Origin of the sequence: Halomonas sp. (assembly GCF_029263665.1) — a bacterium.
Lineage (GTDB): Bacteria > Pseudomonadota > Gammaproteobacteria > Pseudomonadales > Halomonadaceae > Halomonas.
Window position 1 is genome coordinate 86,778 of record NZ_JAJUFQ010000002.1, and the last position, 26,495, is coordinate 113,272.

Consider the following 26,495-nt stretch of genomic DNA (forward strand, 5'->3'; position numbering starts at 1 on the left):
CTGACACCAAGCACGACAAGCGAAAACAACAAACGACAACAATGACAAGGAGCACGCTCATGCGCCCGGACCCACTCCGCCTGACACTCAGCGGCAGTCTGCTGGCTCTCACGCTATCGACGATGGCGGCTCACGCTGCCTACCCGGAAAAGCCCATCCAATTGATCGTGCCCTGGTCCGCCGGTGGCGGTACTGATGCTGTCGCACGTCAGCTTGCCAGTGGCCTGGAAAAGGAGCTGGGACAGCAGGTCAACGTCGTCAACCGCACCGGTGGTGCAGGCGTGGTTGGGCACACGGCCATGACCCTGGCCAAACCGGATGGCTATACCCTGGGCCTGCCTACCGCCGAAATCACGACCTACCGACATATTGGAACTGCCCCCATCTCCTGGGAGGATCTGACGCCTATCGCCTTGGTCAACTTCGATTCGGCGGCCTTCAATGTCAGCAGTGAGTCCGGTTGGGATTCTCTCGATGCGGCACTGCAGGCCATCAAGGAAAACCCTGAGAAATACACCGTGTCGGGCTCGGCGCCAGGCGCAGCTTACCACCTGGCCTTCGCTGGTTTTCTCGACCAGCAGGGCATTGACCCCAACAGCGTAGCCCTCGTTCCTAGTGAAGGCGCTGCGCCAGGACTTCAGGAATTGGCTGCCGGCGGCGTCGATTTCGTGTTCTCCTCGCTACCGGAATCAGAATCCATGCGTCAGGCAGGACGCGTCGACACTCTGGCGGTATTCTCTGATGAACGCATCGATGCCTTTCCCGACATTCCCACTGCCGAAGAGGTCACCGGCCAGTCCTGGGCAGCGGGCACCTGGCGTGGCCTGGCAGGACCTGCGGGGATGCCCGACGATGTCGTCAAGACGCTTGCCGAGGCGGCCCAGAAGGTCTACGAATCCGAAGAGTATCAGTCCTTCATGCAACAAAGCGGCTTCGGAACGCAGTGGATGGGCCCCGAGGACTTCGCCAACTTCATGAGTGAAGCCGACGCCACCAATGGAGAGATCATTGACAAGCTGGGGCTGGCACAGTAGCCGGAGGCCACCATGCGCATCAACGATCTGGTGTTCGGCGTATTGATGGTGCTGCTCGGCACCGTCACCGTCTGGGCCTCACGTGATTTCCCTTCCATGCCACGTCAGGAATATGGCGCAGGCACCTTTCCCACACTGATCGGCCTGCTGCTGGTCCTGTTCGGTGTGGTGCTTGCTCTGCGCGGCTGGCAACGGCGTGAAGCCCTGTTTCACTGGCAATCGGCCATACCGGTTTCACACGTGCTGTTATGCATCGCTGCGTTGGTTGCCGCCACTCTCGGCTACATATTGCTGACGCCAGTGCTCGGTTTTCCGCTGATGTCAGTGGCCATGCTCACGGCAATGATCGGCTGGCTTTCCGGTGGACGCTGGCGACTCGCCACCAGCACGGCACTTATCGCCACCCTGCTGATCTGGCTGACCTTTGTCGAGCTGCTGCGAGTGCCATTGTCACTGGGCTTCCTCGAAGAGGTGATCTACGGATGATGGAACTACAATCCGCCCTGGGCATGGTGTTCGACTGGCAAGTGCTTCTCGTGGTGTTAGCAGCGTCAGTGTTTGGACTGTTCATCGGAGCCATTCCAGGCCTGACCGCCACCACCGCTACCGCTCTGCTGGTACCGCTGACCTTCTTCATGGACCCTCTTCCCGCCATTGGCGCCATCGTATCGGCTACGGCCATGGCGATCGTCGCCGGCGATATTCCTGGCGCTCTACTCCGCATCCCAGGAACCCCAGCTTCTGCCGCTTATACCGACGAAGCCTATCTGATGGGGCGTCAGGGACACATTGGGCAGGCCCTGGGGATCAATCTACTGTGCTCAGTGCTGGGGGGAGTGATCGGCGTGGCCATTCTGGCCTTCTTTGCCCCTCTGGTGGCCGACTTTGCCATCCAGTTCACCAGTGACGAGTATTTCTGGCTGGCACTACTGGGCCTGTCCTGTGCAGTACTCGTGTCGGGAGCCGACCCGCTGAAGGGCGCCATCTCCATGCTGCTGGGATTACTCATTTCCATGGTCGGCCTCAGTTCGGCTTCAGGCCAGATGCGCTTTACCTTCGGCATTCCAGAATTGCTCAATGGTATTTCGATCCTGCCGGTCTTGATCGGCCTGTTCGCCATCGCCGAGCTACTGCGGCGCCTGCCGGAAGTCGGCAAGCTGAGCATGCCAACGCCACCTCCGGTGCAAAAGCCGTTCGCAGGAGTTGCCGGCATCACATGGCGATACAAGGGAGGCGTTGCACGCAGTGGTGTACTGGGCACCTTGATCGGTGCATTGCCCGGTGCAGGAGCCGATATTGCGTCCTGGATCAGCTATGCACTGGCACGCAAGGTCTCGAAAACACCAGAAAAATTCGGTACCGGCCACCCTGAAGGTCTGGTGTCGGCCAGCTCAGCCAACAACGCGGCGCTGTCTGGCGCCTACATCCCGGCACTGGTCTTTGGCATTCCCGGCGATACCATCACCGCCATCATCATTGGCGTGCTGATGATGAAGGGCATCACACCTGGCCCAGATGTGTTCACCACTGATACCGTACTGGTCTATGCCATCTTCATCATCTTCCTGCTCGCCAACCTATTGCTGCTGCCCCTTGGCTTGCTGGCTGTACGCAGTGCTCGCCATATCCTGGCGGTGCCATCCGCGGTGCTCTATCCACTGATCCTGCTGTTCTGCATCGTAGGGGCCTACGCCAACAACAACAGCATGCTGGATGTCGCCATCATGCTCATCCTCGGTCTGGTGGCCTATGTGCTGGCCGAGAACAGGTTCCCCATTGGGCCGATGATTCTGGCGGTCATTCTTGGTCCGATCATAGAAAGCAATTTCCTGCGCTCGATGATCAAGGCCAATGGCGATCTGACCATGCTGCTGGACCGTCCCATTGCCATCGGCCTGGGCACATTGGCGCTGCTGGCCTGGCTGAGCATCCTGCTTTCCTCCTGCTGGTCCATTCGCCGCGCATCACATGTCGCTCGCTCCAGCTCACCATGATGTTCCCCCGAAACGCACTCACCGAACCACTCTCTTGACCGTCACTTCCCCCAAGACAACAGCTGACAGAGACACTCGATGAACACTGTTATCGTAATAGGCGGCAGTACCGGCATCGGCCGAGCCATTGCCAAAGCATTTGCGGTCGAAAATACCGATGTACAAGTCACCGGTATCGAACCAGTAGAAGACATGAAGCTGGATTTCCCAGCGACCCGACACCAGTTGGATGTGCGCAACGAACAGGCCGTCAGTACGTTCTTTGCTCGCTTTACCAGGATCGATGTTCTGGTCAACTGCGCAGGCATCATTCGCCGGGGCGGAGCGGAGTTCACACCGCAGGGGTTTGCCGAGGTCATCGATATCAACCTCAATGGCACACAACGCTGCTGCCAGGCCGCTCATCTCGCCTTGAAGGCAGCCAAGGGCTGCATCATCAATACTGCCTCGATGCTGTCGTACTTCGGCAGTGGCTTTGTTCCTGCCTATTCAGCATCCAAGGGAGGGGTCACCCAACTGACCCGCTCACTGGCCATTGCCTGGGCCGATGATGGCATTCGCGTCAATGCCTTGGCCCCCGGCTGGATCGCGACAGAGCTGACCGCAGCCTTGAACCAGGACCCTGAACGTTCCCGCGAGCTGATTGAGCGCACGCCAATGGGCCGCTGGGGAACCCCCGAAGACCTGGCAGGACCGGCGCTGTTCCTCGCCTCCGCTGGCGCACAGTTCGTGACCGGCGCCATACTACCGGTCGACGGTGGCTATGCTGCTCGCTGATGATAAGGAGTCATCATCATGGATCTTCATATTTCCGGACGTTGGGCGGTTGTCTGTGCCGCCAGCAAGGGACTTGGCAAGGGTTGTGCTCGGGCTCTGGCCAGCGAAGGGGTCAACCTGGTCATCAATGCGCGTAGTGCTGATGCTCTGGAAGCAACGGCCCAGGAACTGAAAGCACTCAATGACCAGATAAGCGTGGTCGCCGTGGCCGGTGACATTGGTCGCGAGAAAGTGCGTGCCGAAGTGCTCGACGCCTGTCCACAGGTCGATATCCTGGTCAACAACAATGGCGGCCCTCCGCCTGGAGACTTTCGAGACTGGACACGTGAAGACTGGATCAAGGCGGTGGATGCCAACATGTTGACGCCAATCGAGCTGATCAAGGCCACGGTTGATGCCATGGCCAAGCGTGGTTTTGGTCGAGTGGTCAACATCACCTCTGGCGCCGTCAAGGCGCCCATTGAAGTACTTGGTCTATCCAACGGCGCTCGTAGCGGCCTGACAGGATTCGTTGCCGGACTCGCGCGCCAACCGCAACTGGCAAGCAGCAATGTCACCATCAACAACCTGCTGCCAGGTCCGTTCGACACGGAACGGCTGAGTCATGCGTTAAATGCTGAAGCCACTGTGTCAGGTTCCACCCTGGAGAAAGTTACCCAAGCCCGGCTTCAAGGTATTCCTGCCCGCCGCTTTGGCACTGCCGATGAGTTTGGAGCCTTCTGTGCGTTCCTGTGCAGCCAGCATGCCGGGTTCATGACCGGCCAGAACATCCTGCTCGATGGTGGCGGCTACCCTGGCACCTATTGAACAACCCCTCGGACCTATTAACCCAGCCCTTGAACCTACCAAGTGCAGACAGGCTTGCAGTGCGCACCACAGGGATGCAGGCCTGGTGGTGCTCACTGGTTTACGGTATGACTGACGCCAGAGACCACAAGGGACGCTACATCACAGTGCTCTGACCGAACTCAGCTATATCGAGGATATAGCCCGCCCTCACCCATCAGTACCGCTTCACCGGCAATCTCCACCACGACACTGTCAGCATCATCAAGGCTGGCTCGGGCACGAATTTCGCTGATGCGCCCCATGACTTCGCCTTGGGTGATGCGCCACTCGTTGCGGTCTGCTCGAGAGTGCTTGTAGCGCTTACCCTTGGCAGAAGGCTCCTTCAGGGTATTGCCCAGATATCCCGCCAAGGCCGCGGCAGCACTCCCTGTGGCGGGATCTTCAATGAAGTTGCCGCTATCGAAGCAAAACATGCGCGCTTCAATGGTATGGCCCTGATCGACAAAGAAATACGCCTGATCCACACCACTGGGAGTGATGTGAGCCGCCCAGGCTTCAGAGTCGAGGTTGAGGCGCTCGAGCGCATGCACTGAAGCCAGGGGGACAAGGTGGAATGGCAACCCGCAGGAGGCCAATACCGGATCGGACTGGATATCGCTTAGCTCGAGACCGGCAACTTCTGCGGCACTGGCCTGCCCAAGGGAACTGGCTGCAATCTCCGCCGGCCGGGTCACCTTGAACCTGGCCAGTTCACCTTCGAAGGTGATTTCCACTGGGCCGGCTCCCATGTCCAACACCAGCGGAGTTTCTGCCGTAATGTCGTTCTTGTTGACCAGGCCCTGGGCGGCCAGCAGGTGTGCCGTGCCTACCGTGGGATGTCCAGCAAACGGAAGCTCACGATAAGGGGTAAAGATGCGCACAGGAAAATGCCGCTCGCTGCTGGCTTTACCGACAAATACGGTTTCTGCCAGGTTCAGCTCGTTCGCGATAGCCTGCATCTGTTCTGCCTCGATACCGTCAGCATCAAGGAATACCGCCAGCTGGTTGCCGGTAAAAGGTTTGGCGGTAAACACATCAAGCAGGTAGTAACGCGTGAGTGACAACGGCATGGTCTGGCTCCTGTTGAGAGATAAAATTCGTGTTGCTATTGCTTTACTTCGCTTTGTTGAAAAACAAGACACAATGCTGATCAGCATAGAGAGGAACAGTAACTTTATGCCATATCGTGACAGTGGGACTTTCTGTTCGGCAAAGTCTCTTCACCTTGGGGGAGCTCGAGCGCTCTCCATCCTCGCTGTATCTGTTGCCTGTCCAAGCCAATGTCTCTCAGCAGGTGGTCATCCAACTGGCTGAGATGATGCCAGTGCCTCCGATAGCGCTGGCGCCTGCAGGCGCACCGTGACAGCCGTTCGTACCACCTTTTCAGAAAGCGCATGACTGACCTCCATCCTCGGCAATAGGTATCTTGTCTTTCCTCTAATGGCGCCGTTGGCAATGCCATTTGGCGCTTTGCATAGCATCACGCCAAAGAAGAAATCGATACAGATTCAGGAAATGGAAAAAAATGCGGTACAGTCATGTAGAGCAGCGCCTCTGTATCGCTTGTCGGGCGCCAACTGTTCCACTTGCCTTCAGGAGTTGCCATCGTGTCACGCGCCAAGCGCTACGAGCAGCTACGCGATCTACTCGCCGAGCGTATCCACCAAGGGGTTTACCGCTGTGGTGACAGGCTCCCCTCGGTACGTCAATGGTGCCAGGAACAGGGCGTAAGCATGACCACCGCTCAGGCCTGCTTTGCCGCCCTCGAAGCCGAGGGCATGATCGAAGCGCGCCCCCGGTCCGGCTATTTCGTCGCCACTCCGACGAACAACACGCCGCTGCCACAGCGCTCTCGGCCAGAGCAGCGGCCGGTCCTCGTTTCGCGTTGGAAACAAGTACAGCCTCTGGTAGTGGGGTCTGCACCACATCAACCTCGCCATGCGCTGGCCAACGGCCTGCCGGACCTGCGGGCGAAAACCCTGCTGCCTCTTCAGCGCCTGCTCACCCAGTCTCAGCGCCAGGCCTCGCTGACCCAGTTTGCCTACGATAGCCTGGCTGGGGACGCAGAGCTCAGGCGCCAGATCACCCACTTGATGAGCCACTCGGGTTGCATGCGTCATATCGACGATGTGATCGTCACCACCGGGTGCCAGGAAGCTCTGGCCATTGCGCTGCGCCTGTTGACCCAACCCGGTGATGTGGTGGCGGTTGACTCGCCGGCCTTCTACGGCGCCATGCAGATGCTCGAGGCGCGTGGTCTCAAGGCCCTGGAAATTCCCACCGACGCCGAACATGGTATCAGCCTCGGCGCTCTGGAACTGGCATTGGAGCAGTGGCCAGTCAAGGCCATCATGGTCACGCCGACCTGCAACAACCCGCTCGGCTATTCGATGGATGACGAGCGCAAGCGTGCTCTCGTCGATCTGGCCCGCCGTCATGACGTGGCGATCATTGAGGACGATGTATACGGCGACCTCACCTACGCTGCGCCACGGCCACATAGCCTGGCAGCTTTCGATGAAGATGGGCGCGTGCTGCTATGCAGTAGTGTCTCCAAGACACTGTTGCCAGGGCTGCGCCTGGGCTGGTTGGCCCCCGGCCGCTACCGCGACAGAGCGCTGCATGAGAAGTACGTCTCTACCGGTTCCAGCGCTACCCTGGCCCAAAGTGCAGTCGCCGAGTTCATGGCCAGAGGGCATCACGCCCGGCACCTCTCTGCCATGCGCAACCAATACCGTCTGCAGCGGGATCAGATGCGCACCTGGGTCCACCAGTACTTCCCGGAAGGCACCCGGGTCAGCGCACCATCAGGGGGATTCATGCTATGGCTGGAGTTGCCTGAGGGCTTCGATAGCATCGCACTCAATCAGCATCTCGCCGAACACCGCCTGGAAATCGCGCCAGGCCCGCTGTTTTCTGCCAGCGGCAAGTATCAGCACTGCCTGCGGCTGAATTTCGCCAGCCCGCTGAATGATGATACACATGCCGCGGTCCGCCTGATCGGCGACTGTGCTCGTGCTCAACTGGTCGGCAGAGCAACCGTAGGCGCCATCATGGACTCATGATGAATGAATATGACCAAGATTGGGGTATCGCGCACACCAGGGCTGATCTGAGACGGCCACAGCGTTACACTAGCGCCCGTTCCCATTGTCGAGGCCGCCGTGATGTCCCACCTGCTTTCTATCGACTCCCTGTCCCGAGATGACATCGACCACCTGATGCGTGTCGCTGCGAAGATGGAGCCCGTCGCCCAACGTCGCAAGGTCACTCGGGTACTGGAGGGGGCTGTGCTCGGCAACCTGTTCTTCGAAGCCAGTACTCGCACCCGGGTCAGCTTCCATACCGCATTCTCACGCCTTGGCGGCAGCGTATGCGACACCACGGGCTTTACCTTCTCATCCATGGCCAAGGGAGAGTCGCTCTACGACACCAGCCGGGTCATGGCCGGCTATTGCGATGCCATCGTCATGCGTCACCCGGACCAAGGATCTGTGGCGGAGTTTGCCAGTGCCACCCATGTGCCGGTGATCAACGCCGGAGACGGCCCGGGTGAACACCCCAGCCAGGCATTGCTCGATTTCTATACCATCGAAAAGGAATTCGCCCGTCAGGGAAAGGCCCTCAAGGGCGCCCATGTGCTAATGACCGGCGACCTCAAGTACGGGCGTACCGTCCACTCCCTGATCAAGCTGCTGTCTCTATACGCTCCCATGCGCATAACTCTGGTGGCTCCCCCTGGATTGGAAATGCCCCAGCACCTGATTGACAGGGTCAGCAAGCAAGGCCTCGATGTGGAGGTTCGCGCCAATCTCAATAACGATTTCTCTGATGTGGATGTGGTCTATACCACCCGCATCCAGAAGGAGCGTTTCACCGCTGAAATGAGTGAAGGCTTCAATCTGTCGCGCGACTTCACCGTGCACAAGGCCTTTCTCGACCAGCACTGCAATCAGTCCACCATCGTCATGCACCCACTGCCCCGCGACAGCCGCCCGGATGCCAATGATCTCGATGTCGATCTCAACGGTGACCCACGCCTGGCGATCTTCCGCCAGACCGACAATGGTATTCCCGTGCGCATGGCGATCTTCGCCACCCTGCTCAAGGTCGAGGATCAGATCGAAAAGGACCTGCGTGACGTGAAGTGGTTCGTCCCCGAAACCGTTGGGGTCGACGACGCCAAGTACTGAGTCACACTCCGTCGATAACGACAGCGCCCGAACCTGGGTTCGGGCGCTGTCGTTGAGCAGAAGCATTGTGTAGGAACGTTGTACAGGGGGAAAAAGCTCAGCGTGCAGGCAGCCCTTCCTGCTGTGCGAACCAACCTTCAAGAATCAACACAGCGGCGATACCATCAACACTTTCCTTACGGTAGTTGCCGCCATGTCCCTGCTCCCGGGCAATGGCCTTGGCTTCACGCGTGGTGCCGCGTTCGTCGAACATCTCGCAGGGCTTTCCATAGCGGCCATACAGGCGCTTGCCGAACTTGCGCGCGCGGGTGCTCATCGTGCTTTCGCTACCGTCCATGTTGAGCGGTAGACCCACCACGAACAGGTCCGGCTGCCATTCATCGACCAATGCCGAAATGGTCTCCCAGTTGGGAATTCCATCGCGTGCCGGCAAGGGGGCAAGTTCCCGGGCGCTGCGCAGCAGTTCATTGCCCACCGAGACACCAATGCGCCGAGTACCAAAATCGAAGGCCAGGATCAGCCTGCTTCCACACTCGGCCATTAACCGTGCCCGGCCTCGCGGGTCATCAGGTTCAGGTCCACCCCCAGCAGACCGGCCCCCGTGTGCAGGCGCTGCTCAGGCGGCACATCGAAAAGCACCTCTGGGCGACCTTCCACGGTCAGCCAGGCGTTATCCATCAGCTCCTGCTCAAGCTGACCGGATTCCCAGCCAGCACAGCCCAGGCAGACGAGAAAGTGGCTTGGGCCTTCGCCTTTGGCCAGCGCCTGCAACATATCCATGGAAGTGGTCAGGGCAATATCGCCGGTCACCTGTATGCTGGAGTCCCACTCTTCGGCATCACCCTTGTGCAGGATAAAGCCTCGATCCTTATGTACCGGCCCACCGAAATACACCGGTGCATGCCGGTTCGGACCGTCGACGGACTCAAGCTCAAGTTGCTCGAACAGTGCTTCAAGCGTCAGGTCGGTCGGTTTGTTGACGATAACGCCCATGGTGCCCTTGGCATCATGGTCACACAGGTAACTGAGGGTCCCGGCAAAATTCGGGTCCTCGAGATGAGGCATCGCCATCAGGAAATGGTTTTTTAAACTATCCATAAGACTCCTGGGCGGCCAAGCATGCCTGATGTCACTCTCCATCAGCACCCTCGGACGCCGTCTTGTTACGTATCCGGGCCGTGGGTTCACCCCTAGCGCGGTAATAGTACTATTGTACCACCGCAGTAAGGTTGCCTCAGAATTGCCTGAATAGGCTCAGGCCAGACGGCGCTCTATGGCGTCCATCAATTCCCCGGCAATGTCGGTACCACGCTGGTCATCAATTTCGCGCACACAGGTCGGGCTAGTGACATTGATCTCGGTGATGTAGTCACCAATGACATCAAGGCCAACGAACATCAGGCCTTTCTCGCGAATCATCGGCTGCACCTGCTCGATCAACCAGTAATCACGATCTGTGAGTTCGCGGCTGACACCTGTGCCACCGGCAGCCAGGTTGCCACGCGTTTCACCAGCGGAGGGGATGCGTGCCAGACCAAAGGGTACCGGTTCGCCATCTACCAGCAGGATACGTGTATCACCGTGCTTGATCTCCGGAAGATAACGCTGCGCCATGATCTGACGCTTGCCACGCTCGGTCAGTGTTTCGATGACAGCCCCCAGGTTGCGACCATCGGAGCCGATATGGAAGATGCCACTGCCACCCATACCATCCAGAGGCTTGAGAATGACATCGCCATGTTCGGCCTGGAAGGCTCGAATCTCGGCATCACGACAGGACACCAACGTCGGCGCACAGCACTGCGGGAACTGCTGGGCAAACAGCTTCTCGTTACATTCGAACAATGCACGGGTCGGGTTGAGTACCAGCACACCCTCACGCTCGGCAAAGGCCAATAGATGCACGCAGTTGAGGAAATGACCATCCACCGGGGGATCCTTGCGCATCAGAATCACATCCAGATCCGCCAGGGGCCGGCTTTCCTCTTCTCCCAGATCAAACCAATGCTGCGGGTCACGATATACCGTCAGTGAGCGCTGGCGAGCATAGGCTCGGCCATCCTTCAGGAACAGGTCTTCCTGTTCCATGTAAGTCAGTTGCCAGCCGCGATCCTGGGCAGCCCAGAGCATGGCGAGGCTGGTGTCCTTCTTGTAGGTCAGCTTGGCGATGGGGTCCATCACCACGCCGACACGCAGGGGACGATTGGTCATCGGGTAAATTCCGCAGTCAGAAGGTCAATAAGATAGATGACAGCAGTATGCCCGAGGCAGGCGGCACCACCAAGGCAGCCATGAATACTGCCATCACATGAACATACCGTCGCTTACTCCGCCGCTTTAGGCGCAAGGCGAATACCGTGGTCTTCGATCACGATCAGACGCCGCTTGTACAAGCGGCCAATGGCTTGCTTGTAGGCATTCTTGCTGATACCCAGGCGGGCCTTGATCTCCGGGGCAGGGCTCTTGTCGGACAAGCCCAGATAACCGCCGCTTTCCCGTAGGGCTTTCATGACCTGATCCCCCACCACATCAAGGCGTGCCTCCCCGGGGGGCAGCAGGGAAAGATCCAGGCGCCCGTCTTCACGCACTCGCTTCACGTAGCCCTTGAGTTTCTGGCCACGGCGTACCGGGCGGGTCAGGTCATCGTGATAGAGCAGCCCCCAGCAACAATGATCCACGACCGCCTTGATACCAAGATCCGTCGCTTCACCAATCACCAGCACCACTTCATCACCCACACGGTGGTCGTCACTGAAGTCACTGAGATAGCGTTCCAGCCGCTGGGACGCTACCGGTCGTCCTTCGTGATCCTTGTTGATCATCACCAGCACCCGGCGCCCCACGGCAGGCTTGAGGCGTTGTTCGCTCAACGGCAACAGCAGGTCTCGGGGGTGCCCCCAATCGAGAAACGCCCCAAAGTCTGTGATCTGAACCACACGCAGATCGGCAACCTCACCGACATGGGCCTTTGGTGAAGCATGGGTCGAAGAGCGTGGACCAGAAGACGCCGGGCGACCAGTCGACCTGTCGCGGCGAGAAGAATCAGACATAAAGGAGCATCCCGAAGGAGAAAACCTTCATTATGGCGCTGTATGGCATATGTGGAAACAACCAGAGCCAGAAAGCAAAAAGGCGACTCAAAGAGCCGCCTTTCCTTGCTACACCATAACTATGTCATAGCTATAGTCATAACGACGCCATACCCATCCCCCAAAGACTACTTGCCTGGCGCAGGTACTTGGCGTGGCTGTGTCGGGAACCATTGACCCGTCTTGGCTATCCGGCATTGCACTTGGTCACCTGGTTTCATATCGACCGGCCGGGAGAATCCGATGTATCCACCTCTCGGTACCTGTAACCGGCACAGCCCCGGGCGGTGTTCCACGGCGACAACAACCGCCACATGGTGGTTATTGATCCAGACCTCCACCTCGACAGGACTGTCATCCTCGCCCTCCCACCATGCCCATCCTGCCACTTGCCTTGAGCTGACCTCGATAAGGCATGCATGGCAATAAGGCAGGCCTTTCTGAAACAGCGACAAACGCTGGTCGAGCAGGTAACGAGCATTGTGGTAAAGCGCGATGTCACGACGATTCAAACGTATCAACTCGGCCCTGTCTTCTTCACTGATATCGTGAATATCCCCCAGATGGACCTTTCCGCGGTTGTCTTCACGCTGGGGAATATCGATGCCATAACGAGCGTTGATCAGCCTCAGGCTTTCCGCATAGCACTCTGTTACCCCCGCCACACCCACGGCTTCCAGGTTCACACCTTCGAGGAAGCTGCTCTGTCGGTTATGCATGACGGGAAGAGAATAAAACTCCCGAAAAGTGCCCTGATAGCCATAGTGGCGAACGAAGTGAGCGTAGTCTGAGGCGATGCGCTGCAGAGGATCACGCAGAAAGGTGACGGTATTGCCTACTCCGGCCAACGAGACGAAGCGAATGATAGGAACATGCCCTCCCATCATGGCGACAGAATGCTGATGACAGGCCTTGGCAAACCCCCACGCATCGGCGGTCTCGCCATACAAAAAATCTCTTGTCACCGGGCTAGTGGCATCAGAATCCTTGCCGTAGTCATAAACGACCTTCTCCTTGCCCAAAAGCCTCTCAGCGCCAAGGCGAAAACTGGTACCTGCCGTTTTAGGAATATGAACAAAAAACAGAGGGGACATTAACAATTACTCGGATAACAATAGAAGGAAATCCTCATTTAACATGCCCGAGAATATAAAATATAGTAACAGAATTTACCATGCTCGCTAGCTATCTAAAAATCATTAGATACATCTTTTAAGAAACAATTATTATTCTTTATCTCTGCCTGAAATGAAAAAAGCAATCTCAACATATCTTTTTCATTATCAGACAGATATCGTCCATCAGCGTAATTTTTATAGTCGATATCGAAAAGAACATCTCTGCCAAACCATTCAACAGCTACTTCATGGTTGATTAGATCAAATTTACTCTGAACTTTCCTTGCATCAGATGATGACAATGACATTCCTTTTCCTTGATGAAGGCCAACAACATTTTTCTTTACAAGATGGTAGAAATCAATGTCTTTATCAACTTTAAAGTTATAAGAAAACTCGTTGTTCAACCTAAGTATCTCTTGCCCAAACGGAGTTACTGATTCATTTTTATTTAAAACCTCATTCAAACCACTTCTGTCAGTTCCAAGTAACTTTAAGTAATCATCAATGAGGTTACCGTTCAAAAACCTATCAGAATCAAAAACTCTTGGTATGATATATCTCTTGCCAAATACAGTTTTCCAATTATCTAGTATCTTTTTATAATTATAATAGTATTTTTCAGGAACACAATCACTAAATACAAAATCCTTAAATTCCAGAGAGCACTTTCCTCGAAGACGAGTGGTATATTTAGATGTTGCCATATCAACTTGAGGACGTAAATATACAATTACATATATATCGTCAAAAAACCTATCTAGAAAATATTTTATTTTTTCAATTTCATCTATAAACATACATCTCGAATGGAAGTGTTCACTGCTAATAACAACAGAATCACACCCGCCGAATGAATCTATCTCACAACTTACATCATCCTCTATTTTCTGATCAAACGATTTCCTCTGAAGGGAGGTTGATATTCCATGCATTGAGTGAAAATTATCAAATCTAATATGGCGCATAGCGTAGGAGGGAAGCGCCCTACCATTTCCTCTACCCGCAGCAGTCAAAACATGTATTCCTTTTTTCCCCAATTTATTACGATTATTAAAAAGAAAACTCTGAATAGTCGTTGTTCCGGTTTTTTCAGTCCCTATATGTAGGAAAGCCTTCATTCAAACCTCACACCTAAGCATGCATAAACAACATATAGTTATTCATGTATTGATTTTTTTAAATCCATAAAATCTTTTCTTAACTTTTGAAGCTGAACAGCCTGTCGCTCAATTAATTGAAACAAAATAGAGTAAGCGATATCATGATTTATAGTAAACTCTCTATTATATTTCTTAATATCAAAAGAAAGTTTTTCCTGTCCTCTTTTCTCCAAAATATAATTAATCTCACGTAGATCATATTCTGATCTCTTTTCTACTTCTTCAAGATCATCATCAGAGGGAAGGAGGCTTTTCATCCATTCAACTGGGTCTCGTTTGAAATCGACCTTAATAGTATGGAATAGCCTATCAAAGGCAACGGGCATGACATCGTTTGCTCTGACATTATTAAATATAGCTCTAACCAACATCTCTTCTGGTCCTAATGACTCATTAACTCTTTTTTTAACTATTCCTTCTTTATCAATACCAACAGCATCTAGAAAATCATCCACAACATCATTTGCTGAATCAAAATTCCTAATGATAAAATTTTCCCCAAACTGTTCTAGCCACTGTTTAACAACACCATAAAACTTAACAGGCCTATTTTCCACATATTCATTAAATGGAATTAGCCCACCTTTATATGTCTTATGCTTAATCCCCCACTGGCTATATGCTGACTTCGCCCATGCATCATGCCTTCGAACATATGCAACAACACTTACTTTATGACCAGATTTTTCCAATATTTTTAGTGGGTTTGTAACTACATCATAACGCCCCCAAAACCATTCATTACTCCATACCAATGTATGAATTCCTGTTTTATCAAAATGAAGTATAGACTGAGTAATAACTTCATAAACTTGCTCTTGGGCCTCATCCATAGAAAGAGACTGAAAAATATGATTCGCTGAAGGAACTTGCCATTCGTATAACTTCACCGGGGCATGTTCCAACATTAATCCAAGATACTTTATTCCTTTGGAAACAAGAATATTATCTGAATTTCTTAACGACCCTTGTATAGATGAAGTTCCAGTTTTTCCTGCGCCAATGTGGAAAATTATATTCATTTCAAACCACCGCCATTAAAAATAAAAATTCATAAATACACAAACTTTAAACATCAGCGTATATGCCAACATGCCTTTGGGTTATATCTGATGACCGAGGATACTCAGGTAAAGAATCATATAGCTTATCAAATAATCCTGGATCTTCAATTATCCTATTAATTACACCTGACAGAGACACACTGTCGCGGGCTCGATAATTTAGCCCCCCTTTACCAGGTTGTACTTTCTCTGCCATACCACCTATATCTGGTGTAATAATTGGGCGTCCAAACTTAAAGGCTTCCTGGATGACTAGAGGAGAGTTTTCCCACCATACGGAGCCCATCACAACCCAATCTACATCTCCCATAAGTCGCCCCATTTCATGAGGTTCATAGGGTCCATGCAAATGGACGCTGCCCTTTAATTTTTTCAATAATTTTTTTATTCTCTCTTGAAAATCAAGAGTCTGTTGCTCCAAGGCTGAACCAAATATGTCCAATGTTACTTTTTTTCTCAGATCCTTAGGCAGTCGCGCAAATGCTTCCAGTATTACATCAACACCCTTATACGGATTTATTTGCCCAAAATAAGCAAATCTAGTTCTATTTTCACCATCACCTAATATACGTAGTGGTGTTGGATTTCCTTCTGGAAGACCATTTTCTATTACCGTGATTCTCTCTGGCTCAATCCCCCATGCAACATATCGGTCGCGTAGAAAATTACTAGGTGAAATAAATATGTCTACTAGTTTAAAAAAGCTCTTTATATACTGCTCTCTCAAAAAAAAGTCTTCTTGCGAGTAATTCGGGAAGCATAAGTGACATTCACGAGGGCTATAATGGTGGCATAACCGACTATCCGTCTTCACCATTTGCCCATTATTCATGCAAATGGCAATGTACTCGTGAAGGGTAACAACAATACGAGAGTCAGGGCATATTCTCTTGACTAACCGGATTATCTCAATACCAACGTGGACATAATGATGAAAGTGAACTACGTCAGGCTGAATTTTTTTCAATAACTGCGCAAGATCACTATTATTACTAAAATCTATCGTACTGATAAGGTCAGGTATGCCGGCATTTCCTGCCATCAGATAATCACGTTCGCCTATTGCTGCTAGGCTTGAGAATTTGTGCATTACTCTCTGATCAGCGCGCCCAATAAACCATGCCTCATGATCAGGATAGCTATTAATACCTTGCCAAAGGTAATATGCAGCCAACTCTCCCCCACCCTTGCTAAAGGTAGGATGTGCATGACAAAAAATTACAATTTTCATGTCTGACCGTCCATGTCTAGTTCAAGCTCCATAGGGTTAACTAATTCACCACGTTTTATCTTTTCCAGATATCGCCATCCATTAAACAGCGTAATTAGCTGACGAATCCCGAGAGAGTTATTTATTGTCTGAGACTGTCGTTCCAAGTGCCATAACCTTGCCTCAGGTACAACAAATAATCTTAACCCCTTAGTACGCAGCCCAAGACAAAGATCTGAATCCTCGAAATCCCCGATCACATATCCTTCATCAAATCCACCTAATGCATCATAATTAGATTTTTTTAATAACAAACATGCCGCAGTTAACATGGGCTGTTCATATGATTTGCTACCACCTTGCCAGTACTGTCCCATGCCTGGGTGAGTATTCAACATAAAACCAGGCAGTTGTGGTTCCCATCTTGAATGCATCCCCGCATGCTGAATGCTGTCGTCGCCAAAGAGAAGAAGAGGGCCAACAGCACCTGCATCAGGTAATGTGTCAAGCTCTCTCTCCATTATTGACAGCCAACCAGGCTTCTGAGGGATGACATCGGAATTAAGTAGCAAGAGCCGTGGCGATTTTGCAAAGCCCGCAGCCACATTATTTGCCCCAGCGAATCCTAGATTGCGGTCATACCATACGACTCGGAAAGGAATATCAAATAGCCAATGATAACGTGCAGCTAAGCTTAATGCCGCCTCGATCAGTGAAGGGTCATCTACCACATAGATTAAATCTACTTTTCTGAAATCAGGATCATCAGCAAAACGTGCTAGCTGATGTCTCATGAAATCAATTCGTCCATATAATGGAACGATTATTGAAGTTGTTGTTTCTTCTGGAACAACTCCAAACTGACGTACTTCTATGCTATTGTTAGATGATATATTACTGGCTAGACGCTGCTGATTGATCTCTTCCAGAGCCTTACCGAGTCCATTATCAAACATTTTATAGAGACTGTGACTTAGCTGATCAGGACTAGGGATCATCCCCAGAACTTCCTTGATTAAAGCAATGCCTTGGCGGTCACTATCATTCAATGAAAGCCTGACCCAGATATCTCCTTGTTCTGCATAGTGAAAACAGATAGCTCGAAGAGTTCCTGGCTCAGACGCTAAAGATGCATGAAGAAGAAAACCACATTGGCGAGGTACCCCAGGGAACCTTTCTTGATATGAATTGGAAACATCCTCTCGAACTAAAGGCATAAAACTATCTTTAACAGAGACAGCATTACCCATCTCATCATGGATAGTAATGTCCTGAGGCTTATTGTTTGGAATAATCATCCATCCATATGCCAACAACCCCGCACTATGTAGCGCAAATGCTTTATCTATCGCAATAATAGATCGCTCAGGATGCTCAACCATGGTCGGCAACGACTGCACCATGTTTGGAAATAATATTTCAAACATTTTTTCCAAACGTACAGAAAATATTGCATCATGATTAGGGTATTTGCATGCAATTTTCAATTGATGCATAATCGAGGGAAAGAGGTTATAATGTTGTTGTAAGAAATTATGCAATCCCGCCCATCCCATTCTCTCAACTTCTTTATCTCTTATATCTTTTTCTCCATTTCTCCAACTTATCTGGACCTCAATGTTCCTGGGATTTAGCCCTCTCATAGGAACAGCTGAAATATATCCAATTGCCTCATAAGCCGCTTTTGGAAAAACAGATTTAAGATCTGGTCTTTGATAACGACTCAACTTATTAGTAATGTCAAATCTTTCCCCTTCCGCTATTAAAGTTATCTTGCGTATGTCACGATAACGAGAACCAACCCAACCATTTAATAATAGTAACTTACCCTCAACAAGAATAGCCTGATCGCAACTGGAAAGTTGCTGCACATGTTGTACATTATGCACAATCAAGCTCTCAACTATGTTTGTTAATATGTTATCTTCTCCTAAACCAGCCTGAAGACCCATATATATTTGAGACCCGGAGCTTGGCATACACCGATATAATACTTCTTCTGCTTCACTTCTATCAGTGATCATAGAGTAATTGAGCAGCACATAGCGGCCATCTTCAAGTATCAAGGCCAGCTTGTATTCAGAAGAGAACTTAGGTACTACAAGGACGAACCCATGTTGATGATATGTTTCACATCCTTTCATTGCTGCAGTTACATCGGGGCGCTCTATTCGATGAACTTGAACCCCATCAAGATCTTCTTCCAAATGAAGCACTGAGTAATTTTTTTTCCTCAGTGCCTTACTCTGTTTCTTTAATGCAGAAAAACCTTGAACAATTTTTCCTGTGTCATATATCCATCCAACCACAACCAGTGCGCCATCTTCTGTCATCACCGCAGCATCAATGCTGGATTTCAAAGGAGCAGCATCTTTTAAGTATAGTACATCAGATGCAGTAACTGTGTCGTATGGTACACCCGAGAGTAATTGAAAATCTTCTTCGTTAGAGTTCACTTCAATTATCCATTATTAATTAAAAATCATATTAATTTTCTTCATTCATTATTATTCATATTCGAATAACATTATTAATACTTTATAGGGATGAGATGAGTTTAGGGGAGATTTTATTATGTTCATGCAATATTCTTGCTTAAATAAAATACCTAAAAAACATATTATATTCATTTTAATTATTAAGAACTATATTAAGCCAGTTCAGTAAACCGCATGCTTATAACCCACCAGACGCTTTAGATATCTTCCATAGCTGGTTTTCTTCATGGCACAGGCCTGCTCAAGCAACATATCGTCACTAATCCATTTTTGTCCCCAGGCAATCTCTTCCAGGCAAGCAATTTTCATTCCCTGACGATGCTCGATGGTCTGTACGTACTGAGCAGCTTCCAGCAGACTTTCATGGGTACCGGTATCCAACCAGGCGAAACCACGCCCGAGGCGCTCGACTCTCAAGTCTCCACGTTCCAGATAGGCATTATTGACACAGGTGATTTCCAGTTCGCCTCGCTCGGAAGGCTTCACGGATTTGGCAATTGCCACGACATCATTGTCATAGAAATACAGTCCGGTAACTGCGTAGGATGATCTTGGTGTTGCCGGCTTTTCTTCGATGGATATGGCTGTTCCATTTGAATCGAATTCTACGACGCCAAAGCGCTCAGGATCCTGCACTTGATAGCCAAATACCGTGGCTCCTGTTTTCTGCTGTGCGGCACGCTTGAGTTGTTCGGAAAAGTGCTGGCCGTGAAAGATGTTATCCCCAAGCACCAGGCAAACGGGGTCACTCCCTATGAAGCTCTCGCCAATCAGGAACGCTTGAGCCAAACCATCAGGGCTGGCTTGAATGGCATATTTCAGGTGTATCCCGAACTGGCTTCCATCACCCAGTAGATTTTGATACTGAGGTAGATCTTCTGGAGTTGAGATGATCAATATCTCTCGAATTCCTGACAGCATTAATACGGAAAGCGGATAGTAGATCATCGGCTTGTCATAAACCGGAAGCAGCTGCTTGGATACACCACGAGTGATAGGATGTAGGCGTGTGCCGGAACCACCCGCCAGGATAATGCCTTTGCGGTTCATATCTTTTATCTCTTTTTAATAGTTTTATTGCCCGTTAACCAGGCTTATGAAGCATTATGGGTAGGAATAAAAACAAGTCTATATAGCTGTGTAACCATAAAATGGTTGAGAAAGCGTATTCCCAACTACGAACAAATAATTACAAATGTCAGTTTTATCTGAGTTTCATCCAGGCTATTTTACATATCTCTTATTGGTATCGAATATTCTTAGTGCCCAGTCTTTCTCCTTGATAACTTCCATCAAGGACACGGCGCCACCAACCTTCATTATCAAGATACCACTTCACCGTCTTGCGAAGACCTGTCTCAAAGGTCTCTTCTGGTTTCCATCCTAGTTCGTACTGCATCTTGCTAGCATCAATGGCATAGCGCACATCATGACCAGGACGATCCTGTACAAAAGTAATCAGGTCTACATACTTTTCTAGTCCTTGGGGCCTGTCAGGAGCCAGTTCTTCAAGCAATGCACATACAGTACGCACTACTTCAATATTCTTCTTTTCGTTATGACCACCAATGTTGTAGGTCTCCCCTACTCTTCCTTCCATGGCAACCTTGATCAGTGCACGGGCATGATCTTCTACATAGAGCCAATCCCGAATTTGATTTCCATCGCCATATACTGGCAAGGGCTTGCCAGCCAGAGCATTCAGAATCATCAACGGAATCAGCTTCTCCGGAAAATGATACGGGCCGTAATTGTTGGAGCAGTTCGTCACCAGAACAGGTAGGCCATAGGTACGCCCCCAAGCACGAACCAAGTGGTCCGAACTGGCCTTTGATGCTGAATAGGGTGAGCTGGGTGCATATGGGGTCGCTTCGGTGAACAGGTCTTCTGGTCCTTCCAGGTCACCATAGACTTCATCGGTAGAGATATGGTGAAAGCGAAACCCTGTGGCCTTGTCCTGATCGGATAGTGTTAACTGACTCCAATAATGGCGTGCGGCCTCAAGAATCTGATAGGTACCGACGATGTTGGTGGCAATGAAATCAGAAGGGCCGTCAATGGAGCGATCTACATGGCTCTCTGCTGCCAGGTGCATCACAATATCTGGCTGGAACTCGGCAAATATCTGTGCCATGCGTGCACCATCGCCGATATCTGCATGGATAAAATGGTAATTGGGATTCCTATCAATTTCCGCAAGCGATTCAAGATTGCCTGCATAGGTCAGTTTATCAATATTGACGACTTGTATTTCTGTACGGCGCACAAGTTCTCGTACAACAGCAGAACCTATGAAACCGGCACCGCCCGTCACGAAGATAGTCAAAGCATTCATTTCTATCCCTGAAGGTCATGATAACTGCCACTCAATCTCGGTGATCACGAACGATCAGGATGAGCATATTGGCAATGAAGGTAAGGAAGATCACCACAATGGCGAATACGGTTGCGTTGTATAGTCGCTCAGGACTGGTCGAATATTCCGGCATCAGCGGACTCTGCAGCACGCTGACTTGTTTGAGCTTGCGAGCCGCCTCAATACGGGTGCTTTCCAGCGCGCCCAAGGCATTGGAATAGGTGTCCTGGGCGAATTGAGCCTTCAGTTCCAGCGTCTGGTATTCCGAGGCAGTACGGTTCAGTGAATTGCCAGCGGCTTGTGCCAAGCGGTTGCGTTCTTTTTCGATCTGGTTACGCAAAGCCGCGATTTCGCTATCAACACGAATGACATCCGTCGAGCGCTGGCTTGAAAAACTGCCCAATGCACTGCGTCGAGCCTGGAGACTGGCCAGCTCTGCTTCCAGGCTGGCGACGACCTGGTTCAGGCTTTCCACCGTTGCGGTAGGAGACACCAGGCCATGTTCATTCTGGTAGGCAAGGAGATCTGCCCTGGCGTCATCCAGGCGTTCGCTCAAGCGATCGACCTGTACTTCGAGAAAGGCTACTTGCTCCTGTGCCAGGCGTTGCCCCATCTCATTCATATGCTGTTCGCCTGCTTCCAGCAGCAATTGGGTCATGGCATGTGCGAACTCCGGGGTATATGCCTGCACTTCGATATCCAGTACCCCAGAGTATTCATCCAGCTCTACGCTGACGCGCTTGAGATAGTAGTCGTGCAGTTCCTCGATGGGTGCATCGGCATTCCAGAGAGAAGAAAAAAGATCACCGTACTGACTGTAGTGCTTGCGAAAATCCAGCGTTTCCTGAGCTTGCTTCAACATGTCCACCGATAACAGATACTCACGCAATAGCAGGAGATCACTGTCACTTTGCGTTCCAGTCAGCAAGGAGGAAAACGTCAGCTCAGGAGGAGCGATCTGCGGACTTTCGATGACCACGACAGCACGAGAGACATAACGGTCATCGGCCCATGCGAGCCAATAGAAACTCACCAGTACAATTGCCACACAGGCCACCGCCCAATGGGGGTAGCGTTTTACCATCGGCATCATATGAAGCTCTTCCATGACAGACGACAGACTTGGTCGCCAAATCTCAATAAGAGGAGTCGTTGTTATCAGCGCGACGCTGCTCAATGGCTCGAACCACGTCGTGCCACTGTTGTCGGGCTTGATGAAGCGCTGTGTTATGCGACTTGCGTTCTTCATCAGACAGCACTTCTTGCGGCACTGCCTCTACTTCGCTTTGCAGGCGCTCGAATACTTTCTTGCGCTGACGACGCAGTGCATCAAGCTCTTCCAGTGTCAGGTCAGCCAGGTCTTGCATCGATTCACCGCCGGTTTCGGCGTGGTAGGTCCGGATGGCATCGTTGATGTCATCGAACCACTGGGCATGCCCATCCTTGAGATAAATACCCGCCTGACACAATTCGCGCAGGATACCTTCTCCATGGGAAACCATGATCAGGCTGGATTGCCCTACTTTGTCCTTGAATGCCTTGATGGCCTTGCTGCGGAAGATCCGATCACCAACGGATGTGGCTTCATCAGATAGATACACATCAAAGTCGAAGGCTAATGACAGTCCGAAATTCAGGCGCGCACGCATACCGGAAGAATATGTCTTGATCGGTTCATCAAAGGCAGGCCCCAACTCAGCGAATGCCTCGACGCTCTCAATGATCTGCTGCACATTCCTGCGCCCACCATGTACTCGAGCAACGAATTTGACGTTCTGGCGTCCTGTCATCGAACCCTGGAAGCCCCCACTCAAGCCAATCGGCCAGGACACGGCGGAGTGGCGCCGAATCTCGCCTCGCTCGGGGCTGTCCATCCCCGCAATCAAACGTAGCAGGGTGGACTTGCCGGCCCCATTTCGGCCAATCAGACCCACACTGACGCCCGCAGGAATGGTCAGGTCGATGTCCCGCAACACCCAATCGCTACCGTGGTGATTGTGATAGCGCTTGTAGAGATGGCGAATCTCGATCATTGGGCTTTCAACCGGTCACGAAAACGCACATGGAGAATCAGCCCCAGTGCCATGCAGGCCAGAGCCCATAACCAGAAGTAAGTCATACTGGTGCCATGCACGACCCGGTAGGTGTCAAAGAAGGCATGACGCAACATCTCAATCCCATGAACAATGGGATTGAGCATCAAGTATTCCAGCATCCAGTGCGGCAGATGATTCAAGGGAAAGACCACGCCGGAGAGAATCAGCAATGGCAGATTGATCATTCTTATGAGAATGGCCACCTCGGATACAAGAGTACCGAGCACCGACACCACCAATCCCAACCCCAGGCCCAGGGTCCACAACGATAGCCAGCCGAATATGGCCCACAGCACATGGTCAGGAAACAGCTCTACATCCAGCATCATGGCGCCGACAATGAACAGCATGAAAACAAGGGTACGCAGCATACCTTCCAGAAAGTTGCGCACCAGTACCGGGTCTATGGGCTGCACCTGCCGATAGGCGAACAGGGCTTGATTGGCGTTGATCGCTCCCAGGCTTCGCATCATGCCTTCTCTTACGAGAAAGAAACCCATCAGACCAACGATCATCCAAGGGATAAAAGGTGCACCAGGAACCAAGCGACCGCTGGCGATGAAGCTGCGTATTTCCACCATGATCAAGGTGAAGGCCATAGGTTCGGCAAGCATCCAGAACCAGCCCATGCGGTCCGACATGGTGCGGGAGATAGCCTCCCGCATGAACATGGCGTACCACACACTGCACGTGACAGCGAAGGAGGGGCGTGCGCCCCTCATCATGGCTCCCTTGCCATCGTGCATCACGCCGGATCGAGCCTGTTGCTGAGACATCAGAGATCGATCGCAACTTTGGTCGCAACAGCGATTTGATACAGGATCTGGCTGATGCTGGTGGCTAGCTGAATGTTCTTGGTGGGAACTTTCGGCATCACCAGAATTTCATCACCCGGACGCAGAACAACATCATCGGCATTACGCACCTCACCACTCTGGCGTACTACCAGAATATTGTCATCGTCAGCACGCTGGGTCAGGCCTCCTGCACCGTCGATGTAGTCACGCACACGTGAGCCGGGGCGGAATACTGCCGCCTGAGGAACGGTCACCTCTCCACTGACCAGTATGGAGTCGGTCACTTCTGGCAGGGTGACGACATCTCCATCCTGCAACCGGATATCTCTTATTTCCTGATCCGAGGCCACCACCAGGCGTCCACTGGGTTCCAGTACACGAGCACGCTCGACAAATTTCTGAATAAGCTCCGCCTCGCGCACACGAATCTCGGCCTCTTCCGGTGTCGAAGAAGATGCCCCAAGGTATGTAGTTTCCAGGCGCCTCAGACTTTCCTTCAGCGCTTCTCCCTGCTGTTTGGCCACGCTTTCACGTTTGATGGAGACGCTTTCCACCGCCGTCATATTGGCTGGGGTGGCAATGGCATCCAGGAATTCTCCCAAGCGCGCATCTCGAGGTAACGCATAGCGAGAAGGCCCAAAGTAGCTGCCCTCGAGGCTGACAACGATGGTCCCTGCACGAGCATCAGCACTGAAGGACACCTCATCGCCGCTATACACGTTCATCGCAGAAAACTGGCTAACCGGCACGTATGTTGCGAACGGGCCAGTGCTACGTGTTCCTCTCACTAGAACGTGAGACACACCACTTTTCAAACGCGCAAGCCTGACAATCTCGGAGCCTATCAGGTGGCTGCCCAACAGCTCGTAACGGTATTCACGATCGACATCCCCGGTGACCGCAATGGCTGGCCCACGTTCACCAACAACGATCGTATCTCCATCCCTGAATTGCTGTTGAGGGAGTTGGCCATGCAGTAGAAAGTCATAGAGATCGACATTGGCAACAAGGCTGCCACCACGCATCACGCGTACATTGCGATAACTGCCGAGTGAGTTATCGATCCCCCCCGCCTGATCAAGAAAATAGAGTACCGAGTCCGAGGGAGTACCGGCATAACGACCGGGATTAGTGACATAGCCAGTGACGAAGACACCGACCGGCTGCACACCCTGCAGGTTGGTATAGACATTCACTTGATCCGGGTAGACCCCCTGAATGGCCTGACGAACCTGGCCATCCAGCTCTGAATTACTCAAGCCCTGCACATGGAGCGGACCCACCGAAGGGATGAAGATATTGCCCTGGGCATCCACAGGCATCACACCATCAAACTCTACCGCTCCCCACGCTCGCACAGTGATCTGGTCGCCAGGCTTGATGCGATAGCTGGAATTCAGACCATCGGCCATGGTGCCGCGAAAGCCCCCTTCAAAGAGGTTGGCACCGAAAGGCGGCAGTGAGTCGATATTGACCTGGGGAGAAGAAGGTACCGGGCCATAACGATCATTGCTCCAGTCGGCTCGAGGCGACGTATCAATGGCGGTGGTTGGCGCTATTTGCTGTTGTTGCGGCAAAACTTCACCTGGCAGCGATAGGCTTTGTGCCATGACTGATTCGGACAAAAGCATGGCGGCAACAAAAATAATAAGACAGGCCGCTTTGCCGGCAATATGCGTACCGTACTGGTGTTGTCTTCCCTTCACCGGATGCCCTCCGCACCATTCATCAATGCAGTCACTCGACGGCGATAAACCCAACCGGTAGAGGCTTCACACACAACAATGGCTTGGCTTGTAGGGCTGCCCTGTCGCCAGACATCGGCATGACGACAAGTACGACCACTACCTGCATGATAAGGAGCACCAACGAGCAACCTGACATTGGGTCCCCATGGGCTGGACACCAGATTGAGTGCCTCACCAGCAGTCGCTCGTGCGATTGCGTCACTGAGCTCGACATCCAGAGGATATCCCTGTTGCCCTCCAACGATGATGACTGAGCCTTCCTGGTTCCCATTGTGAGGGCCGGGCACCACACAGCCACTTAACAGCAGTGCCAGTGCACTGGCCCAAGAGAGCTGGTGACGTGCAAGTGATCGGATGTAAGACATGTGGCTCCCTGAATGCACTGTCTGAACAAGGTATCTAGGCGTTATGTGGACACGACAGGAGCAGTGACATGGCGACTCCTTCCAGCCTTTGGAGTCGGCCTACCAGTACTGCAGTTGTTACCAGCGATTCTGCCAACGGCATCATGCCGTTGATGGTGATTACAT

25 protein-coding genes are annotated in these 26,495 nt (G+C 52.0%); 7 read left to right on the plus strand and 18 right to left on the minus strand.

Annotated elements, in window-relative coordinates:
• Window positions 1–59: 59 nt before the first annotated feature.
• The 5 genes from Q1K07_RS02190 to Q1K07_RS02210 all read left to right on the plus strand — a co-directional run bounded on the left by Q1K07_RS02190 (window position 60) and on the right by Q1K07_RS02210 (window position 4,612).
• Window positions 60–1,034 (plus strand): tripartite tricarboxylate transporter substrate binding protein, encoded by a 975-nt coding sequence (locus tag Q1K07_RS02190; protein WP_300307135.1) that lies wholly within the window; start codon window positions 60–62, stop codon window positions 1,032–1,034.
• A gap of 12 nt (window positions 1,035–1,046) precedes the next feature.
• On the plus strand, window positions 1,047–1,520 hold the full coding sequence (locus tag Q1K07_RS02195) for a tripartite tricarboxylate transporter TctB family protein (RefSeq protein ID WP_300307138.1): 474 nt from the start codon (window positions 1,047–1,049) through the stop codon (window positions 1,518–1,520).
• A complete protein-coding gene (locus Q1K07_RS02200; RefSeq protein WP_300307141.1) occupies window positions 1,517–3,028 on the plus strand; it encodes a tripartite tricarboxylate transporter permease in 1,512 nt (503 codons plus the stop codon). Before Q1K07_RS02195 ends, Q1K07_RS02200 begins: the two co-directional genes overlap by 4 nt.
• A 78-nt stretch (window positions 3,029–3,106) precedes the next feature.
• Complete coding sequence (locus Q1K07_RS02205) at window positions 3,107–3,805, plus strand: SDR family oxidoreductase (RefSeq protein WP_300307143.1); 699 nt, start codon at window positions 3,107–3,109, stop codon at window positions 3,803–3,805.
• 18 nt (window positions 3,806–3,823) lie between these two features.
• Window positions 3,824–4,612 carry an SDR family oxidoreductase gene (locus Q1K07_RS02210; RefSeq protein ID WP_300307146.1) on the plus strand — a complete coding sequence of 263 codons (789 nt, stop codon included), beginning with the start codon at window positions 3,824–3,826 and terminating at the stop codon, window positions 4,610–4,612.
• Window positions 4,613–4,773: 161 nt separating this feature from the next.
• Here the strand turns inward: Q1K07_RS02210 and Q1K07_RS02215 are convergent, their stop codons facing one another.
• Window positions 4,774–5,703 carry a PhzF family phenazine biosynthesis protein gene (locus Q1K07_RS02215; RefSeq protein ID WP_300307148.1) on the minus strand — a complete coding sequence of 310 codons (930 nt, stop codon included), beginning with the start codon at window positions 5,701–5,703 and terminating at the stop codon, window positions 4,774–4,776.
• 104 nt (window positions 5,704–5,807) lie between these two features.
• The gene (locus Q1K07_RS21245) at window positions 5,808–6,095 is read right to left on the minus strand and encodes a DUF1127 domain-containing protein (RefSeq protein ID WP_366945014.1); all 288 of its coding nucleotides are present in this window, start codon (window positions 6,093–6,095) and stop codon (window positions 5,808–5,810) included.
• A 145-nt stretch (window positions 6,096–6,240) separates the two neighbouring features.
• On the opposite strand from Q1K07_RS21245, the gene Q1K07_RS02220 reads away from it, so the two are divergent.
• Entirely contained in the window at window positions 6,241–7,698 is a 1,458-nt protein-coding gene (locus tag Q1K07_RS02220) for a PLP-dependent aminotransferase family protein (RefSeq protein ID WP_300307151.1), read from the plus strand.
• A gap of 99 nt (window positions 7,699–7,797) precedes the next feature.
• The gene (gene pyrB / locus Q1K07_RS02225; RefSeq protein WP_300307154.1) at window positions 7,798–8,826 is read left to right on the plus strand and encodes an aspartate carbamoyltransferase; all 1,029 of its coding nucleotides are present in this window, start codon (window positions 7,798–7,800) and stop codon (window positions 8,824–8,826) included.
• A gap of 97 nt (window positions 8,827–8,923) precedes the next feature.
• Here the strand turns inward: pyrB and ruvX are convergent, their stop codons facing one another.
• The 16 genes from ruvX to Q1K07_RS02305 form a co-directional block, all read right to left on the minus strand.
• On the minus strand, window positions 8,924–9,367 hold the full coding sequence (gene ruvX / locus Q1K07_RS02230) for a Holliday junction resolvase RuvX (RefSeq protein WP_300307156.1): 444 nt from the start codon (window positions 9,365–9,367) through the stop codon (window positions 8,924–8,926).
• Window positions 9,367–9,924, minus strand: coding sequence for a YqgE/AlgH family protein (locus Q1K07_RS02235; protein ID WP_300307159.1), 558 nt, complete (start codon window positions 9,922–9,924; stop codon window positions 9,367–9,369). Before Q1K07_RS02235 ends, ruvX begins: the two co-directional genes overlap by 1 nt.
• Window positions 9,925–10,080: 156 nt before the next feature.
• A complete protein-coding gene (gene gshB, locus Q1K07_RS02240) occupies window positions 10,081–11,037 on the minus strand; it encodes a glutathione synthase (protein ID WP_300307162.1) in 957 nt (318 codons plus the stop codon).
• Between the two features lie 113 nt (window positions 11,038–11,150).
• The gene (locus tag Q1K07_RS02245) at window positions 11,151–11,876 is read right to left on the minus strand and encodes a S1-like domain-containing RNA-binding protein (protein WP_300307165.1); all 726 of its coding nucleotides are present in this window, start codon (window positions 11,874–11,876) and stop codon (window positions 11,151–11,153) included.
• Window positions 11,877–12,043: 167 nt separating this feature from the next.
• Window positions 12,044–12,937, minus strand: coding sequence for a hypothetical protein (locus Q1K07_RS02250; RefSeq protein WP_300307168.1), 894 nt, complete (start codon window positions 12,935–12,937; stop codon window positions 12,044–12,046).
• A 167-nt stretch (window positions 12,938–13,104) separates the two neighbouring features.
• Window positions 13,105–14,154: a hypothetical protein gene (locus tag Q1K07_RS02255; protein ID WP_300307171.1), complete on the minus strand. Its 1,050-nt coding sequence runs from the start codon at window positions 14,152–14,154 to the stop codon at window positions 13,105–13,107.
• Window positions 14,155–14,192: 38 nt separating this feature from the next.
• The gene (locus Q1K07_RS02260; RefSeq protein ID WP_300307174.1) at window positions 14,193–15,218 is read right to left on the minus strand and encodes a hypothetical protein; all 1,026 of its coding nucleotides are present in this window, start codon (window positions 15,216–15,218) and stop codon (window positions 14,193–14,195) included.
• 46 nt (window positions 15,219–15,264) lie between these two features.
• Entirely contained in the window at window positions 15,265–16,491 is a 1,227-nt protein-coding gene (locus tag Q1K07_RS02265; protein WP_300307177.1) for a glycosyltransferase, read from the minus strand.
• Window positions 16,488–18,926 (minus strand): glycosyltransferase, encoded by a 2,439-nt coding sequence (locus tag Q1K07_RS02270; protein ID WP_300307179.1) that lies wholly within the window; start codon window positions 18,924–18,926, stop codon window positions 16,488–16,490. Before Q1K07_RS02270 ends, Q1K07_RS02265 begins: the two co-directional genes overlap by 4 nt.
• 204 nt (window positions 18,927–19,130) lie before the next feature.
• Entirely contained in the window at window positions 19,131–20,018 is an 888-nt protein-coding gene (gene rfbA, locus Q1K07_RS02275) for a glucose-1-phosphate thymidylyltransferase RfbA (protein WP_300307182.1), read from the minus strand.
• Between the two features lie 190 nt (window positions 20,019–20,208).
• Window positions 20,209–21,303, minus strand: coding sequence for a dTDP-glucose 4,6-dehydratase (rfbB, locus tag Q1K07_RS02280; RefSeq protein WP_300307185.1), 1,095 nt, complete (start codon window positions 21,301–21,303; stop codon window positions 20,209–20,211).
• Between the two features lie 31 nt (window positions 21,304–21,334).
• Window positions 21,335–22,417, minus strand: coding sequence for a chain-length determining protein (locus Q1K07_RS02285; protein ID WP_300307188.1), 1,083 nt, complete (start codon window positions 22,415–22,417; stop codon window positions 21,335–21,337).
• Window positions 22,418–22,460: 43 nt separating this feature from the next.
• Complete coding sequence (locus tag Q1K07_RS02290; protein WP_300307191.1) at window positions 22,461–23,357, minus strand: ABC transporter ATP-binding protein; 897 nt, start codon at window positions 23,355–23,357, stop codon at window positions 22,461–22,463.
• Window positions 23,354–24,196: an ABC transporter permease gene (locus Q1K07_RS02295; RefSeq protein ID WP_300307193.1), complete on the minus strand. Its 843-nt coding sequence runs from the start codon at window positions 24,194–24,196 to the stop codon at window positions 23,354–23,356. The genes Q1K07_RS02290 and Q1K07_RS02295 overlap by 4 nt, the downstream gene beginning before the upstream one ends.
• Complete coding sequence (locus tag Q1K07_RS02300) at window positions 24,196–25,827, minus strand: polysaccharide biosynthesis/export family protein (RefSeq protein WP_300307196.1); 1,632 nt, start codon at window positions 25,825–25,827, stop codon at window positions 24,196–24,198. The genes Q1K07_RS02295 and Q1K07_RS02300 overlap by 1 nt, the downstream gene beginning before the upstream one ends.
• A 92-nt stretch (window positions 25,828–25,919) precedes the next feature.
• A complete protein-coding gene (locus tag Q1K07_RS02305) occupies window positions 25,920–26,330 on the minus strand; it encodes a DVU3141 family protein (RefSeq protein ID WP_300307199.1) in 411 nt (136 codons plus the stop codon).
• Window positions 26,331–26,495: the final 165 nt, after the last annotated feature.